A 15,472-nucleotide genomic window follows, 5' to 3' on the forward strand; every position below is an offset into this window, starting at 1 on the left:
TTGCCGTTAAAAAACAATTATATTAAAATGAAAATAGCTATTCTCGGTTATGGTAAGATGGGGCAAATAATAGAGCAATTGGCCATTGAAAGAGGTCATGACATCGTATTAAAAGTAAATGCTGATAATCTGCAGGATCTGACCATTGCCAATCTTAAAAATGCTGAAGTAGCTATCGACTTTAGCACACCTGATTCTGTATTAAAGAATATTGAAACTTGTTTTGATGCCGGAGTGGCGGTCGTTGTTGGAACTACGGGCTGGTACGGTCGCTTACAGGAAGTTAAGAACCAATGTATCGAGGGTAACAATACCTTGCTGTACGGCTCTAACTTTAGCGTAGGGGTCAATATCTTCTTCTTTGTAAATAAGATTCTGGCAAAGATTATGAACCGGTACCCGCAGTATGAAGTTCAGGTGGAAGAAATACATCATACCGAGAAACTGGATGCTCCAAGTGGTACGGCTATGAGTATCGCCGAAGGAATTATTGGGGGGCTAGACCGCAAGAGCGAATGGGTTAATGAACTTATTGGGTCTAATCCTGAACTGGTCACCAAACCTGATCAATTGCTTATAGAATCACATCGTATTGAGGATGTTCCCGGAACGCATACCATTATCTATAGCTCGGAAGTGGATGATATCGAGTTTAAGCACAAAGCACACAACCGGGCTGGATTTGCTCTGGGAGCTGTTTTGGCGGCAGAATGGGTTCATGATAAAACCGGATTTTTTAATATCACGGATATGTTTGATTTTAGCGTTTAAATTTTTGTTATAAATAACAATATGAACTGGAAGTTTTGGAATAAAGATAAGTCTAAGGATAAAAAGAAAAAGGTTAAAAAGAGTGCGGGAAGGGAATGGTTTGATGCGATCCTATTTGCAGTAATTGCTGCCACTCTGATTAGGGGACTTTTCATTGAAGCCTATACGATTCCAACTGGTTCGATGGAAAAGACATTGCTCGTAGGGGATTTTCTTTTTGTAAGTAAGGTCAACTACGGCGCGCGGATGCCAATTACTCCGGTGTCTTTCCCGTTCGCTCATCATACGATGCCGGTGACGGGCACAAAAGCATATTGGGATGGAATCCAGTGGAAGTACAGACGACTCCCAGGCTTGAGCAAAATAAAGCGTAATGATGTTGTAGTTTTTAACTATCCAATGGATGCAGATGCGCCATTGTCACGCCCGGTTGATAAGCGCGAAAATTATATCAAGCGATGTCTTGCTATCGGCGGAGACACCATCAGCATCATAAACGCACAAGTATTTGTAAACAGCAAGCCCGCAGAGGTACCGGAGTTTGGCGAGAAATATTATAAAGTACAGTCAGATGGAACTGAATTTAATCCACAGACGCTTGAAGATATGCATATCGAAGCTCAGCGCTCTGCTGAAGACGAGTACTTCTTTAACATGACAGGCGCAGATGCGGAGGTAGTTAAAAAATGGGCGAACGTTAAATCTGTAACAAGATATGTAGCGCCAAGCGATCTGCAGATCTTTCCGCACAGTCCCAACCATCCCTGGTCGGCTGATAACTTTGGTCCGCTTATCATACCTAAAGAAGGGTGGACTGTTAAGCTTGACAGTGCATCATATCCTTTGTATGAAAGAGCCATCACGTTATACGAAGGCAACAAAGTTGAACGTGCTGGGAATAATTTCGTGATCAACGGTAAACAGACCTCAACCTATACATTCAAGATGAACTTCTACTGGATGATGGGCGATAACCGGGATAATTCACTTGATTCCCGTTACTGGGGTTTCGTGCCTGAGGACCATATTGTAGGTAAGGCGCTATTCGTTTGGATGAGCTGGGATGCTAATGGGTCGTTCTTTAATAAGATCCGTTGGAGCAGGATACTGGACGGGATACATTAAGGAAGTCAGACATCGGACTTCGGAATTACTCCACCTTATACCGGTAGATAAACCTCGCTAAATTTCCATCAATATCAGTTCCCTCAACGGTTGCTTTATAGTTTCCTTTGTTATCTCCATTGTAAAACTCGAAAGACATGTTTCCATTCTTATCTGTAAACACCTTTGGATTCCAATAAACGGTTGTACGCAGATCCGATCCGACTGTACGGCTTTCGGCTGTAATATACTTAGGGACGTAGAACTCCCGGCCCTTGATAAAACCTTGGGGGTTAAACGTCAATACGTTGTTTGGCGGGAAGAGCTTTTTAAGATCATCAGCGGTAACAGGCTTTTTCGCGTCTTTTTTAGAATAAATTGATAATACACCATTGGTGCCATATGTGCGGTTAACCAAGCCCAGATCATCTTTCAGGAAGACCTCGACACTTTCAACATCAGATGGTACAATATTATTTAGAAAGGTTGCCTCTATTTGCATGCCGTCAAGAAATATTGCTACGGGAACTTTTAGTCCGCTGTTAAAAACGCGGGTCACAAAGAAATTATTATCCGAGAATGTTAAGCCCATAGCTGCGGTCTGCAGACAGCTGATCATTACATTACAACCCTTAAATCTTTCATTGTCTATAGTATGGTCAGCAAGCATGCTTAGGCCGGACAGCGCCGGAAAATCATTATGGCTAACTTTTTTAATAGGCGCCGCTTTAACCACAACTTCCTGAAGCATCTGAGTCGATAACCTGTATTGTCTTTGACTATTTTGAAGATAAGGACTCAGGATACTATCAATATTTAACACTTCACCGGGTGCATTCACATTTTTAGTGACAGCCGGGAAAGCGGAGCCGTCAAGCATGATCATCATGTTCCTCGCACCGGTAGCAGTTCTCGCAGTGATGGAGACTTCTGCGGAATCAGGAACTACAACGTTCTTGAATTTAAATATACCATTCACGTCCGTTAATGCTTCAGCATAGAATCTGCTTTTAGGTACAACGAGCTTTAACGAGCCTTTGGAAACCGGCATCCCGTTGGCAGATCTCAACGTTCCCGAAAATTCCATACCCTGTTCGGGGAGAAAGCTAACTGTTGGACCTTTATCAGCCAGAATATCTTTATATGCAAACTTGCGGTAACCCTGGGTCAACATAAGTACATCCAGATCAGATCGTTTTTTCTCGTTAACCTGATTGAAATAGTAGTTTGGTTCTTCGATATAGCCTTTCAGTTCCGACGACAAGAGTAACGTACTTAGTATTGTAGATTCTTTATTCTCATCGTAAGGTACTTTAGATTCATTAATAACCGAAATGGAGAAATTGCCCTCAACAGGCGTATTATTAGTTTTGGCAGTTACACTCATCTTCACAGGCTGCCTTACCCCGTAAGTTTTTTTATCACTATTGACTGCTAAAGTTAGAACGTCACGTTGTTTGTTGAAAATAAGTCGTTCAGTTAATGGCTCACCGGCGGATGAAAACAGGGTGACTTGTACAATACCGGTCGGGAATTTATCCTTTGGAATGGACGCCGAAAATGACGCAGCACTAAGCGACGCTTTGGCAGCATAGCAAATTACCCCTTTGCTCCTCGCAACTATGTAGAAGTTCTTGTTCTGGTTAGCTGTAAAATAAGTGTTATTACTTGTCACCCTCAGTAATAAGCTTGCTGGGTCAGTGTTAATTACCGACAGCGCTATCCCTGCAGACTTTGCCGCGGGGATCGCTACCGTCTTCTTTACTCCATTGGAAAAACTAAGGTTTGCTTTGTAGGATTGGCCAGGCTCGGGTAAAAGGGCGAAAATGCCCATTCCAAGATGCTGTGTTTCTAAAGTAGCAACCGATTTTCCAGAGTTATCGACGATCTCGCCTGTTACGCCAATACCAAGGCCCTTTTCACCCAGAGCTTTGAATCCAATTTTTGATCTTACATTTTCAACAAACTCGCCACCTTCAGGAAAAAACTGAATGTCGGCTTCAGCAAATGAGTTCTTTAATGGAAATGTAGATGTAATCTTATCATCTGCGATTTCCAGGATGGTTTCCAGTACACCTGCGTTAAGTGCTGCTTTTTGGTTGGCTGTCAGCGCCAGTGTCAGGACACCATTGGCATCTGTGGTGCCACGACCTTTTGAGATATCTTCAAAATTTGAAATTAATCGCCATGCAACCCGGGCATTCGCAAGGGGCTTACCATCCGGGTCTTTGTATACCACCTGTACATTTGCGCGGGGTGATCCCCCTGCGTCCTCAGCTTTTATAGAAATAGAGGTGATTGCTTTTCGATTAATGGCATTCCCAATCTGAATATTCTTATTGAAAAAATAAGATTCGTCACTGTTAAGCATCCAGTATGTATAGGCCCGCACCCGGTAGTTTCCCGATTTATATACCAGCGGGTCAAGAGTAATACTGCCGTATGCGGAAGTGTTAACCACAGGCAGCCGCATTGCTTTCACAAGAGTATCCTGGTCCGAAACGAGGTCTACATAAACAATCTTGCTCAGATCGGAAGGCTGATCCTGGCCGGAAGCAATGTAAGCCTTGAACCATATTGTATCGCCAACTGCATAATAAGGCTTGTCGAAATGCAGGTAAACCTTCTCTGTAGGAAACTCAGTAATTAATTTTTGATTCTTTTCGATTAAGGAATTAAGGCCCACTGTATCCTGTGAGTACACAAAATCTGCCTGTATAAGGGCCAGAAACGGGATAATCAGGAAGCGTAAAATTCTCATGCAATAAATAGGGTATGATATATCGCTAATATAAATAAATGGTGTTTTAAAATAGAAACGAAGATGCGTTTAACATATTTTAACTGAGATATGAAGCAGGAGGTAAGAGGTATGAAGTATAATGGATTTCCGACAACTGTCGAGTGCGCAAGTGTACGTGTTAAACATCCAGCTCTCCTCCCAGCCTCATACCTCATGCCTCAGTCTTTCAACCCCAAACTTCTCAGCCAGTCCGTTCAAGTCCTCGCAAACTACGTCAATAATTGGAATTCCGTTAACCTTTCGCTCTTTTTCAGCCAGAAGCTCTGGTTCCCCCGGTATAATTACACCCTGATCTGCTGAAACCGGGGTAGCCGATTTGAACCGTTCAATCCAATTATCCAGATGAGATTTAAATTCATCTACAGGCCTGAATCCATCAACCCGCATAGCGCCCAGGAAGTGGCCGATACCTTCGCCTACAGGGTTATCAGAAGGTTCAAGAAAGGCAACAAAAGGAGGCACCCACGGACCGTAGTTAGCACCGGATAGTACTGCGGATAAAATATCGACTGTCGCGCTGAGTCCGAAGCCTTTGTGGCTTCCATGATCCCGGTCGCTTCCCAGAGGAAGTAAAGAGCCGCCTTTTTTCAGTTCATGAGGATCAGTTGATGGGTTTCCATCTTTGTCCTGAATCCAGCCATGGGGAACGGGCTTCCCGGAACGCTGAGCAATTTCAAGCTTGCCGTTCGCAGCTGAAGACGTAGCCATGTCAATAATAACAGGCGGATATTTTCCTGCGGGAAAAGCATAGCACATCGGGTTGGTGCCGAGCATTCTTTCGTTAGCAAATGTTGGTGCAACAAGCGGGCTGGCATTGGTCATGGCAAAACCGATCATGTCTTTTTCAAGGGCAAGCATGGTATGATAACCAGCAATACCGAAGTGGTTAGAATTCTTTACCGCTACCCATCCCGAGCCATATTTTTCAGCTTTTTCAATCGCAACCTTCATAGCGAATGGTGCGACAACCAAACCCAGTCCGGCATCGCCGTCTACTGTCGCTGTTGTCGGTGTCTCATGAACAACGCGGATATTTGGACTTGTATTTATGCGTTTCTTTTCCCACAGCCGGACATATCCGCTTAACCTGGCAACTCCATGTGAATCAATTCCACGAAGATCGGATTTGATGAGCACGTCAGTGGCAAGTTCAGCATGTTCTGCAGAGCAGCCCATCTTTACAAAAATGGAAATAGTGAACTTTCTGAGGATATCTTCAGTAAATGTAAGGTAGGCCATGAAACTATTCTTCTAAAATTGTAAACTTCAGATCCAGGGGTTTGAAATTTTCGACCAGCTCCTTAATGAATTCTTTGCCGTATTTTACATAGAAAAGTCCGAAGTTTTCCGTCCGTTCCTGTAATCCCCCGCGAGGGAAAAGCTTGCCTTTTAGAGAATCAATCTGAACCAGGGCGTCTGAAAAATTTCGCTTTTCCGCTTTCATTAGTTTAGTTTCCAGGTTCTTCATCGCCTTATGTAGCCTGGCTTTAACAGCCTCTGAACTTGGGGCTAATGTAGGATCGATCTTATGGGTCCTAAGCTTTAGATTCTCAAAAATATTGTCGAATACTTGCAATTCGTCGTTTAGATTGAGGACATGTTCGGTATGATCCTTAACCCATCGCTTTTTGAGATCTTCAGTATCCTCAAATATATTTTTCAGGGTTAGGTCAAGCCTGGAAAGCTTAGCTGTAAGTTTGTTTGTAATTATAGCCGAATTCCTGAGTAGTAAAATAGGGAAATCCACATGGTAAAAGTCGAAGTTTTGTTTGAGCTGAAGCCAGTATACAATTTCTGCAGCTCCCCCGATATATGCCAGGTTAGGCAATATTACTTCCTGGAAAAGAGGGCGCATGACTACATTCGGGCTGAAACGTTCAGGATATTCCTTAATCTCCGCCTTTAACTCGTCTGCAGTAAAACTGATCTCACTATTAAGAACTGTATATCTGTTATCTTCAAAAACGATGCGTTCCCGCAGATTGTCGTTCAAATAAAAGAAGTTTATCTCTCTGGGATTTACCTGGGTTTCTAACCCCAGTTCTTCCAGTTCTTTACTCCCTTTTGAAATATTCCTGAAGCTGTTCTGTTCAATAATATCACGGTAAGTTATATCAGAAAACTGGCTTTTTAGCTTACGATTATCCGCATCCAAAATAACCAGCCCATATTCCTCAAAAAATGAATTGACGATAAACCGTGTCGCGTCTGCCAGATTTGACTTTTCAGCGTAGGCACTTTGCATTAATTTGCTGAGATGCTCAGCATGATCAGATACACCTAAGGTGCTGATGTATTCCCTGAGTGTATTAGCTATTTCCTTAGTAGCAATACGACCGGTTGCGCCATTTGTTTCGATATTCCAGGCGATCTTTTTACCTGCGATGTAGGTATGGTTAATCTCAGCGAAATCGTGATCTTCAGTAGCCATCCAGTAGACAGGTACAAAGTCCTTATCAGGGAAATTTGCCTTTAATTCCTTTGCAAGATTTATAGCTGTTACTATTTTGAAAATAAAATATAGGGGACCTGTAAATAGATTAAGCTGGTGACCTGTTGTTACGGTGTAAGTGCTTTTTTTAAGAAGCAGGTCAATATTGTTGCTGACTGAATTGTGGATCGAATGACCAGGCCTGGAATATTGCTCGGTAAGCACCTCGGTCAGGATCTGTCGATTACAATGGTTTGCTTTTGTATTAATGAGGTTCCGGAAACCCTCGATGTCTGCCCTGAAGTTAATAAATGGGCTCAGTTCAGGATCGTTTTCCAGATAGCGAATTATTGCCGGTGAGAAACTGTTAGTTTCGCTGTAATCAATATAATTTGCCTTCATCAAGTAGCGAAATTAGAGGAATTTGCGGAATTCCCTCAGCAGTATCGATTATTTGACAATCCGTCCATATAGATCGAAATCTTCGGCCCGATCGATTTTGACATTTACGAAACTTCCCGGGGTCGCATAATCAACGCTCGCATCAAGCAGAACCTCATTATCTACTTCTGGAGAATCAAATTCAGTACGTCCTGTGAAGAAATCTCCATCTTTTTTGTCTATCAGGACTTTAAAAGTCTGACCGATTTTTTGCTGATTTTTTTCGTACGAGATATGCTGCTGAACTCCCATAATGGCGTCAACCCGATCCTGTTTTACTTCTTCAGGTACATCGTCGATCAATTGGTGAGCATGCGTCTTTTCTTCATGAGAATAAGTAAAACATCCCAACCGTTCAAAACGTGTTTCCTCTACCCAGTCTTTCATTTCCTGGAAATCCTGTTCCGTTTCGCCAGGATAGCCACAAATAAGGGTTGTACGCAAAGCAATCCCGGGAACTTTATCACGAATGGAATTTACAAGATCAACCGTCTTTTGCCGTGTAATTCCACGGCGCATTGAACTCAGCATATTATCAGTAATATGCTGAAGGGGCATGTCGAGATAATTGCAAATATTTTCCCGCTCATTCATTACTTCAAGAATATCCATGGGAAAACCTGAAGGATAAGCATATTGGAGACGAATCCATTCAATCCCGCTAACATCCGAAAGATTTCTGAGCAGGTCGGCTAGATTACGTTTGTTGTAAAGATCCAGGCCGTAATAAGTCAGATCCTGTGCAATTAGTATTAATTCCTTAGTTCCATTCTTTGCGAGGAATTTAGCTTCCTTAACCAATTCGTCGATTGGTTTTGAAACATGCTTGCCCCGCATAAGCGGTATAGCGCAAAATGAGCAGGGCCTGTTGCAGCCTTCAGCAATTTTGAAATATGAAAAATGAGAAGGGGTCGTCAAAAGGCGTTCGCCGACAAGTTCATGCTTGTAATCAGCGCCTATTGAAGTTAGCAGGTTCTGCAGGTCGTTGGTACCAAAAAAGGAATCGACATTAGTTATTTCAGCTTCAAGCTCTGGTTTATATCGCTCAGAAAGGCAACCGGTAACAATAACTTTTCCAACCTTGCCTTCATCTTTCAGCTGACTGTATTCGAGAATAGTGTCGATTGATTCCTGCTTCGCATTATCAATAAACCCGCAGGTATTGATCACTATAATATCGTTATTGTTCAGTTTCTCAGCTTCGTGAATGACATCCATTTGGTTTCCCCTCAGCTGTCCCATCAGAACCTCTGAATCATGGATATTCTTCGAGCATCCGAGAGTAATAACGTTTACCCTGGGTCTCGCAGGAAGCTTCGCACTGATCTTAGTCTTCATTTTCTTTAATTCTCTTATTTAAAAAGCGAGTCTACAAACTCTTTCTTGTTAAATAACTGAAGGTGGTCTATTCCTTCACCCACACCAATATATTTCACCGGGATCTTAAACTGATCCGAGATCCCGATAACAACCCCGCCTTTCGCCGTGCCGTCAAGTTTTGTAAGAGCGAGCGCGTTCACTTCAGTTGCCTGTGTAAACTGCTTGCATTGTTCGATAGCATTTTGTCCGGTTGATGCATCGAGAACCAGTAAGATCTCATGAGGTGCACCCGGAACAACCTTTTGCATTACCTGCTTAATTTTGGTCAGTTCGTTCATTAGCGCAACCTTATTATGTAAGCGGCCTGCTGTGTCGATAATTGCAACATCGTCGCCATTTGCCACTGCCGATTGCAAAGTATCAAAGGCTACAGATGCCGGATCTGAACCCATCGGCTGGGCTACTACTCGGACACCAACACGTTCACCCCATAATTTAATCTGTTCCACGGCAGCCGCGCGGAAAGTATCGGCAGCGCCAAGAACAACTTTGTTACCTGCAAGCTTAAGTTTATGAGCCAGTTTACCAATAGTGGTAGTTTTGCCAACCCCGTTTACGCCAACCACCATGATCACATAAGGCTTATGGTCGCCGTATTCGAAATTCCTGAAATCGTTAGTGTTATTTTCTGAAAGCAGGTTCTGAATCTCTCCGCGAAGGATGCCATTCAACTCCGATGTATTTACATACTTATCCTCGGCAACGCGGGCTTCGATGCGTGATATGATCTTCAGGGTAGTTTGTACTCCAACGTCGGAAGTTACCAGGATCTCTTCCAGCTCATCCAAAACATCCTCATCAACTGTTGATTTACCCACAACAGCTTTCGTGATCTTTGAAAACAAGCCTTCTCGGGATTTCTCCAGACTTTTATCCAGAGCCTCCTGTTCTTCAATATTGTTTTCTTTCTTCTTGAAAAAATCGAATAATCCCATGGGCGGTTTAGTAAATGTTACGAGGTATGCTTTGACATTTTATTTTCCTTTAGCAACCGTCGATGGTAATCAGTAATCAGTGTTCAGTTAGTAGTATTTAGTGATCAGTAAGCAGTGGCACATCTCATAAACCACGTTTAATGCGCTTTGCTAACCGCCACGCACTGATTACTGATTACCGATTACCAATTACTGTCCGGTCTCAACAAAAAAGCCCCCCAACGTACTCACGCGGGTGGCTTTTCTAAAATTCATTTAAAGGATTACTCTCCGCCTTTTGATACGGCAATAGCGTCCTTAACGTGATCGTTGTGAACGATTATTTCTTTGAACGAATAAGCACCAGATTTTGGCGACTTCGTCATTGTAATAACTTTTGAGTATTCTTTACCAGCTCCGGTTTTCAGGGTTGCAACTACTTTCTTTGCCATTTCTTTTTGAGTTGTTAGTTATAGGTTGTAAGTTGTAAGTAGGATGCTTATAACTTATTACTTATAACTTAGTACTTATAACTTCTATTTAATTTCTTTGTGAACAGTCACCTTTCTTAGAACAGGGTTAAATTTCTTTAACTCCAAGCGCTCTGTGGTGTTCTTTTTGTTTTTTGTAGTAACGTAACGAGACATTCCAGCCATGCCACTTTCTTTGTGCTCGGTACATTCTAAAATAACCTGAACTCTATTACCTTTCTTAGCCATTGTATGTTGTTTTGAGTTGTAAGTTGTAGGTTATAAGTTGTAAGTCAAGTGTGCTACTTATAACTTACGACTTAATACTTATAACTATATAAACCCTTTTTTAAGGAACTTATTAATTACGGCTGTGATGCCATTTTTGCTGATGGTTTTGATCGCGGAGGTAGAAACTTTCAACGTTATCCATCTATCTTCTTCGGGAATGTAAAACTTTTTTACATGCAGGTTAGGGTAAAACTTACGCTTGGTTTTTACGTTCGAATTAGAAACGTTAAAACCGTTCATCGCCATTTTCCCGGTTAAATCACAAATTCTCGACATGACTTTATGTGTATCTTTATTATTAATCCAACTCTTTAAAGAGTTTGCAAATATCGGGATAAAAAATCAGATACGCAATACTTGGGTGAAATTTCGTAAAAAAAGACGGGGAGAGAGTTGAAAGTGGAAAGTGGAAAGTGGAAAACTGAAAACTGAAGTGGATGGCTCTTCCCCGATTGGTTCGGGCCGTCAGGTAGGGATATCGTAATTGGCAGGCTACCCAAGTCGCATCTGCCGGCCGGACATTAAGTTGGGTGAATGACATTAATATTTTTTTAGAAAGCAAGGACAGAAGCATTGATTAATGTCAGACGGGTGCTCTGCAGTAGTTTTGCCATTATCAAATGTGTTTCCATGAGAATGTATCGATGGCAAAAGCTACTGCTGCCGCCCCCGTTTATTTTACTTGAGCCCGTGCTGCTATGTCGGGTTTGCAAACGTAACTTCCGTCAGTCCTTTAATAGTAGCAATGTCTTAACCGATATAAACCAGGGCGGCAGCAGTAGCTTTTGGCAGGAAGAGCTGTGTCGTTAAATCCAAATTTTATGGCAAAATTACTGCAGAGCACAGGACTACCGGTTCCGAGGAGCACAGACTTTGCTTTCCAAAATCAAATAATTGGCATATCATTCGCAAACAAACTGTTTTTATCCTCTCAATTCTATCTCTCGGATGTATCCTCTCGCTATCTTGTCTCTCTGCAATCTAGCTTTAATTTTACTTAAAAGAGTTCTCTGTGCATAAATTGTTTTAATATCAAAGGGTACGTACACGACCTTATATAAACTATATTCTGACCCCGTCACAAATCTTCTACACTATATTACCCCATCCGCTTGCATCCTATACCTGAGAAAACTATTTTTACCCCACGAATGACAGATTCATGCCGCATAAGCAGTATGAAAAAATAATTTATATACTAGTAAAATGGATCTCCGTATTAATTCTTTTGACGATTACAAACGCGTTTATGATTACAGTGTTGTAGAGCCTGAAAACTTCTGGGCCGGGGTTGCTGATACCTTTCTCTGGAAGAAAAAGTGGGATAAGGTATTAGAATGGAACTTTGTTGAGCCTAATGTGCAATGGTTTAAAGGTGCTAAGTTAAATATCACTGAAAATTGCCTTGACCGCCACCTCGAAAAAGACGGTGATAAAACCGCTTTGATCTGGGAGCCAAACGACATCGAAGAACATTACCGGAAATTCACTTACAAAGAGCTTCATTTTAAAGTTTGCCAGTTTTCTAATGTGTTAAAGAACAATGGGGTAAAAAAGGGTGACCGTATATGTATCTATATGCCAATGGTTCCGGAATTGGCCATTGCTGTTCTTGCCTGTGCCCGTATAGGAGCTATACATTCTGTTGTTTTCGGCGGATTCTCAGCGCAATCTATCGCTGATCGTATAAACGATGCAGAATGCAACCTGGTTATTACCGCTGACGGCGGTTTCAGAGGGCCAAAAGATATTCCATTAAAGAGCATCATCGATGATGCCATCGTTCAGTGTAAGTCTGTTCAAAAAATTATCGTGCTTACCCGCACACGTACCCCTGTTTCAATGATCAAAGGACGCGATGTGTGGTGGGAAGATGAGATAAGAAAAGTTGAAACCCAGGGCAACCCGGTTTGCGAGGCTGAGGATATGGATTCCGAAGATCCTTTATTTATACTCTATACATCCGGCTCGACCGGCAAGCCTAAAGGTGTAGTGCATACTTGCGGCGGTTACATGGTTTATACGGGTTATACTTTCAGAACGGTATTTCAATACGAGCCGGGAGAAGTTCATTTCTGTACCGCTGATATCGGCTGGATCACCGGCCATTCTTATATAATTTATGGTCCGCTATCACAGGGAGCAACATCTCTTATGTTTGAAGGTGTTCCGACGTATCCTGATGCAGGCCGTTTCTGGGATATTATAGACAAGTTCAAGGTCAATATTTTATATACTGCGCCAACAGCTATCCGTTCGTTGATGAGTTTCGGAGACGGACCTTTGCAAGGCAAAGATCTGAGCTCGCTTACCAAGCTTGGATCAGTTGGGGAACCAATTAATGAGGAAGCATGGCACTGGTACGACGAGAACATCGGGAAAGGCAAATGCCCGATCGTTGATACCTGGTGGCAAACGGAAAATAGCGGCATTATGATCTCGCCGATCGCGGGGATAACCCCTACAAAACCTGGTTATGCCACTCTTCCTTTGCCGGGAATTCAGCCATGTTTAGTTGATGAGCAAGGGAACGAGCTTAAAGGAAATGACGTAAGCGGAAACCTTTGTATCAAATTTCCATGGCCGGGTATTATCCGTACCACTTACGGGGATCATGAACGCTGCCGGACAACCTATTTTGCAACTTATCCTAACATGTATTTCACCGGCGATGGTTGTTTACGTGACGCGGATGGATATTACAGGATAACCGGCCGTGTGGATGATGTGATAAACGTTTCAGGCCACCGTATCGGGACTGCGGAAGTTGAAAATGCAATTAATATGCATGCGGATGTAATTGAGAGTGCCGTTGTGGGATACCCGCATGATATCAAAGGCCAGGGAATCTATGCCTATGTTATTTTGGGCACATCAGGCCATGATCACGAGCTTACACGGAAGGACATTTTACAAACAGTAGCCCGTATCATTGGCGCTATTGCTAAGCCGGATAAGATCCAGTTTGTATCAGGTTTACCGAAAACAAGGTCAGGAAAGATCATGCGGAGGATCCTGAGAAAGATAGCCGAAGGTGAAACAGCGAATCTTGGTGATACGTCGACTCTTTTAGACCCGAATGTGGTGGAAGAGATAAAGCATGGAGCGATGTAGCGGAACCAAGAGCCAGGAACCAAGATCCAAGACATGCACAGGCGTCGAGACTTCTGTTCGTGCGACTTATTATATTTTGATCTATACCGTGTCTTGATTCTTGGCTCCTGATTCTTGGCTCAGGTTTTTGTCGAAACATTTTCCTGTCAACAGGGTTGTCATACTATAACTAAAAAACAAACTACCATGGATAAGCTGGAATTAAAAGGAAGCTGGAATGAGCTTAAAGGAAAAGTTAAACAGGCATATGCAGATATGACAGATGACGATCTAAAATACGAAGAGGGAAAAGATGATGAGCTGTACGGAAGATTACAGCAAAAGACCGGTAAGACCCGTGAAGGTGTTATCGACTGGCTTAGAAGCTTATAATTAACTTCACAAGGAAGCTCCCCAGTCATTTGGGGAGCTTCTTTTTTGGGAGCATTTTTTCATATAATGTGATCTGCTTTTTAGAGTTACCGAGTTATCGGTTACCAGTTACCTGTTGCGCCACCGGGCTAACCCACCGATGGCTGATTACCGATCACTGCTTACTAGTCACGGAGATACCCAACCATAAGCTTTGCGGCCCGTTGCGAAGCCCCTGGGGAACCCATTTTTATAGCGAGTTCATCATAATTAATGAGGATACCCGTACGATATAACTGGTCATGCAATATCATATCCAGTTCCTGGCCAATCGTTTTACTATTACAATCCTCCTGGATAAGCTCTTTAACCACAGCCTCGTTCATTACAAGATTTACGAGGGAAATATATTTGATGTTGACGAGTAGACGTGCTATGGCTATCGATACAGGATTCCCTTTATAAACGACTACCTGGGGAGTTTTAAGAAGTGCAGTCTCCAGGGTTGCCGTGCCTGACGTTACCACAGCGGCTTTTGAGTTGAGAACCAGATTATATGTTGAGTTAAATACTACAGGGATCTTTTGGCCATTTAGGTAAGGAAGATAATCGTCTGCTGTAAAGGTTGGTGCGCCTGCAATTACAAATTGATAGTCAGGAAGACGGTCTGCTGTTTTAACCATTTCAGGCAAAACCCGGTCCAGTTCCTGCTTTCTGCTGCCTGGCAGAAGTGCGATCAATGGTCTGACATCCAGATCATGATTAATCTTGAACTGGACGTCAGTTTCATTTTCTACGATCGCATCCAGAATGGGATTCCCAACATAATCTACTTCCATTCCCCAGCGCTTGTAGAAATCAACCTCAAATGGAAGGATACAGAACATCCGGTCAACGTACTTTTTTATCTTCAAAACCCGTCGTTGATTCCAGGCCCAAACCTTCGGGGAGATATAATAGAACACCGGAATATTTTCCTGCTTTGCGAATTGGGCGATCTTCATATTGAAGCCAGGAAAATCTATAAGTATGATCACGTCAGGTTTGAAAGCCAGGATATCCAGCTTCGCCTTCTTTATGTTCTTAAAGATTGTATTAAGGTTCGCTACCACTTCAACAAATCCCATAAATGCCATCTCCGAGTAGTGCTTGGCCATTACCCCACCTTCAGCGTTCATCAGGTCGCCGCCAAAAAAGCGAAACTCAGCTTGAGCATCTTCCGATTTAAGGCCTTTCATAAGATTAGACCCGTGAAGATCTCCGGAAGCTTCTCCGGCAATGAGATAGTATTTCATTTGAGCAGTATCGGTGTAAGGTAGCGGGTATCAATTATTAAGGAGCTATGGGTGTTTCGCTTTCAACCCCAATTCCACGTGTTCAATATTGGGATGGCATGGTGTGC

The 15,472-nt window shown here is 42.7% G+C and carries 13 protein-coding genes; 4 read left to right on the forward strand and 9 right to left on the reverse strand.

Going from position 1 to position 15,472, the window contains the following annotated elements; all coding sequences use genetic code 11:
- Window positions 1-27 precede the first annotated feature (27 nt).
- Window positions 28-771 (forward strand): 4-hydroxy-tetrahydrodipicolinate reductase, encoded by a 744-nt coding sequence (gene dapB / locus WKF69_RS00465; protein WP_340378561.1) that lies wholly within the window; start codon window positions 28-30, stop codon window positions 769-771.
- A 21-nt stretch (window positions 772-792) separates the two neighbouring features.
- Window positions 793-1,896, forward strand: a complete 1,104-nt coding sequence (lepB, locus tag WKF69_RS00470) for a signal peptidase I (protein WP_340378563.1) — start codon at window positions 793-795, stop codon at window positions 1,894-1,896.
- Between the two features lie 25 nt (window positions 1,897-1,921).
- On the opposite strand, the gene WKF69_RS00475 is transcribed toward lepB, so the two are convergent.
- From WKF69_RS00475 to rpmB, 8 genes are all read right to left on the reverse strand, one after another.
- Complete coding sequence (locus WKF69_RS00475; RefSeq protein WP_340378564.1) at window positions 1,922-4,636, reverse strand: Ig-like domain-containing protein; 2,715 nt, start codon at window positions 4,634-4,636, stop codon at window positions 1,922-1,924.
- 186 nt (window positions 4,637-4,822) lie between these two features.
- Window positions 4,823-5,917, reverse strand: a complete 1,095-nt coding sequence (locus WKF69_RS00480) for an Ldh family oxidoreductase (RefSeq protein ID WP_340378565.1) — start codon at window positions 5,915-5,917, stop codon at window positions 4,823-4,825.
- A gap of 4 nt (window positions 5,918-5,921) precedes the next feature.
- Window positions 5,922-7,511, reverse strand: coding sequence for a bacillithiol biosynthesis cysteine-adding enzyme BshC (gene bshC, locus WKF69_RS00485; RefSeq protein ID WP_340378566.1), 1,590 nt, complete (start codon window positions 7,509-7,511; stop codon window positions 5,922-5,924).
- Between the two features lie 48 nt (window positions 7,512-7,559).
- Window positions 7,560-8,888, reverse strand: coding sequence for a 30S ribosomal protein S12 methylthiotransferase RimO (gene rimO / locus WKF69_RS00490; protein ID WP_340378567.1), 1,329 nt, complete (start codon window positions 8,886-8,888; stop codon window positions 7,560-7,562).
- 14 nt (window positions 8,889-8,902) lie between these two features.
- Window positions 8,903-9,865: a signal recognition particle-docking protein FtsY gene (gene ftsY, locus WKF69_RS00495; RefSeq protein ID WP_340378568.1), complete on the reverse strand. Its 963-nt coding sequence runs from the start codon at window positions 9,863-9,865 to the stop codon at window positions 8,903-8,905.
- Between the two features lie 263 nt (window positions 9,866-10,128).
- Window positions 10,129-10,296 (reverse strand): DUF4295 domain-containing protein, encoded by a 168-nt coding sequence (locus WKF69_RS00500; RefSeq protein ID WP_340378569.1) that lies wholly within the window; start codon window positions 10,294-10,296, stop codon window positions 10,129-10,131.
- Between the two features lie 84 nt (window positions 10,297-10,380).
- Window positions 10,381-10,563, reverse strand: coding sequence for a 50S ribosomal protein L33 (gene rpmG / locus WKF69_RS00505; RefSeq protein ID WP_079703649.1), 183 nt, complete (start codon window positions 10,561-10,563; stop codon window positions 10,381-10,383).
- Between the two features lie 84 nt (window positions 10,564-10,647).
- Window positions 10,648-10,881 carry a 50S ribosomal protein L28 gene (gene rpmB / locus WKF69_RS00510; RefSeq protein WP_340378570.1) on the reverse strand — a complete coding sequence of 78 codons (234 nt, stop codon included), beginning with the start codon at window positions 10,879-10,881 and terminating at the stop codon, window positions 10,648-10,650.
- A gap of 930 nt (window positions 10,882-11,811) precedes the next feature.
- Between rpmB and acs the strand changes: the two genes are divergently transcribed.
- Complete coding sequence (gene acs, locus WKF69_RS00515; RefSeq protein WP_340378571.1) at window positions 11,812-13,719, forward strand: acetate--CoA ligase; 1,908 nt, start codon at window positions 11,812-11,814, stop codon at window positions 13,717-13,719.
- Between the two features lie 186 nt (window positions 13,720-13,905).
- Window positions 13,906-14,091 carry a CsbD family protein gene (locus WKF69_RS00520; protein WP_079703652.1) on the forward strand — a complete coding sequence of 62 codons (186 nt, stop codon included), beginning with the start codon at window positions 13,906-13,908 and terminating at the stop codon, window positions 14,089-14,091.
- 164 nt (window positions 14,092-14,255) lie between these two features.
- On the opposite strand, the gene lpxB is transcribed toward WKF69_RS00520, so the two are convergent.
- On the reverse strand, window positions 14,256-15,365 hold the full coding sequence (gene lpxB, locus WKF69_RS00525; RefSeq protein ID WP_340378572.1) for a lipid-A-disaccharide synthase: 1,110 nt from the start codon (window positions 15,363-15,365) through the stop codon (window positions 14,256-14,258).
- Window positions 15,366-15,472 lie beyond the last annotated feature (107 nt).

Origin of the sequence: Daejeonella sp. (assembly GCF_037719425.1) — a bacterium.
In the GTDB taxonomy this organism is placed as follows: domain Bacteria; phylum Bacteroidota; class Bacteroidia; order Sphingobacteriales; family Sphingobacteriaceae; genus Daejeonella.

What these genes read in the sequence shown, in the direction of transcription:
- dapB (WP_340378561.1), top strand. Translation starts at nt 28, where the DNA reads ATGAAAATAGCTATTCTCGGTTATGGTAAGATGGGGCAAATAATAGAG.
- lepB (WP_340378563.1), top strand. Translation starts at nt 793, where the DNA reads ATGAACTGGAAGTTTTGGAATAAAGATAAGTCTAAGGATAAAAAGAAA.
- WKF69_RS00475 (WP_340378564.1), bottom strand. Translation starts at nt 4,636, where the DNA reads ATGAGAATTTTACGCTTCCTGATTATCCCGTTTCTGGCCCTTATACAG.
- WKF69_RS00480 (WP_340378565.1), bottom strand. Translation starts at nt 5,917, where the DNA reads ATGGCCTACCTTACATTTACTGAAGATATCCTCAGAAAGTTCACTATT.
- bshC (WP_340378566.1), bottom strand. Translation starts at nt 7,511, where the DNA reads ATGAAGGCAAATTATATTGATTACAGCGAAACTAACAGTTTCTCACCG.
- rimO (WP_340378567.1), bottom strand. Translation starts at nt 8,888, where the DNA reads ATGAAGACTAAGATCAGTGCGAAGCTTCCTGCGAGACCCAGGGTAAAC.
- ftsY (WP_340378568.1), bottom strand. Translation starts at nt 9,865, where the DNA reads ATGGGATTATTCGATTTTTTCAAGAAGAAAGAAAACAATATTGAAGAA.
- WKF69_RS00500 (WP_340378569.1), bottom strand. Translation starts at nt 10,296, where the DNA reads ATGGCAAAGAAAGTAGTTGCAACCCTGAAAACCGGAGCTGGTAAAGAA.
- rpmG (WP_079703649.1), bottom strand. Translation starts at nt 10,563, where the DNA reads ATGGCTAAGAAAGGTAATAGAGTTCAGGTTATTTTAGAATGTACCGAG.
- rpmB (WP_340378570.1), bottom strand. Translation starts at nt 10,881, where the DNA reads ATGTCGAGAATTTGTGATTTAACCGGGAAAATGGCGATGAACGGTTTT.
- acs (WP_340378571.1), top strand. Translation starts at nt 11,812, where the DNA reads ATGGATCTCCGTATTAATTCTTTTGACGATTACAAACGCGTTTATGAT.
- WKF69_RS00520 (WP_079703652.1), top strand. Translation starts at nt 13,906, where the DNA reads ATGGATAAGCTGGAATTAAAAGGAAGCTGGAATGAGCTTAAAGGAAAA.
- lpxB (WP_340378572.1), bottom strand. Translation starts at nt 15,365, where the DNA reads ATGAAATACTATCTCATTGCCGGAGAAGCTTCCGGAGATCTTCACGGG.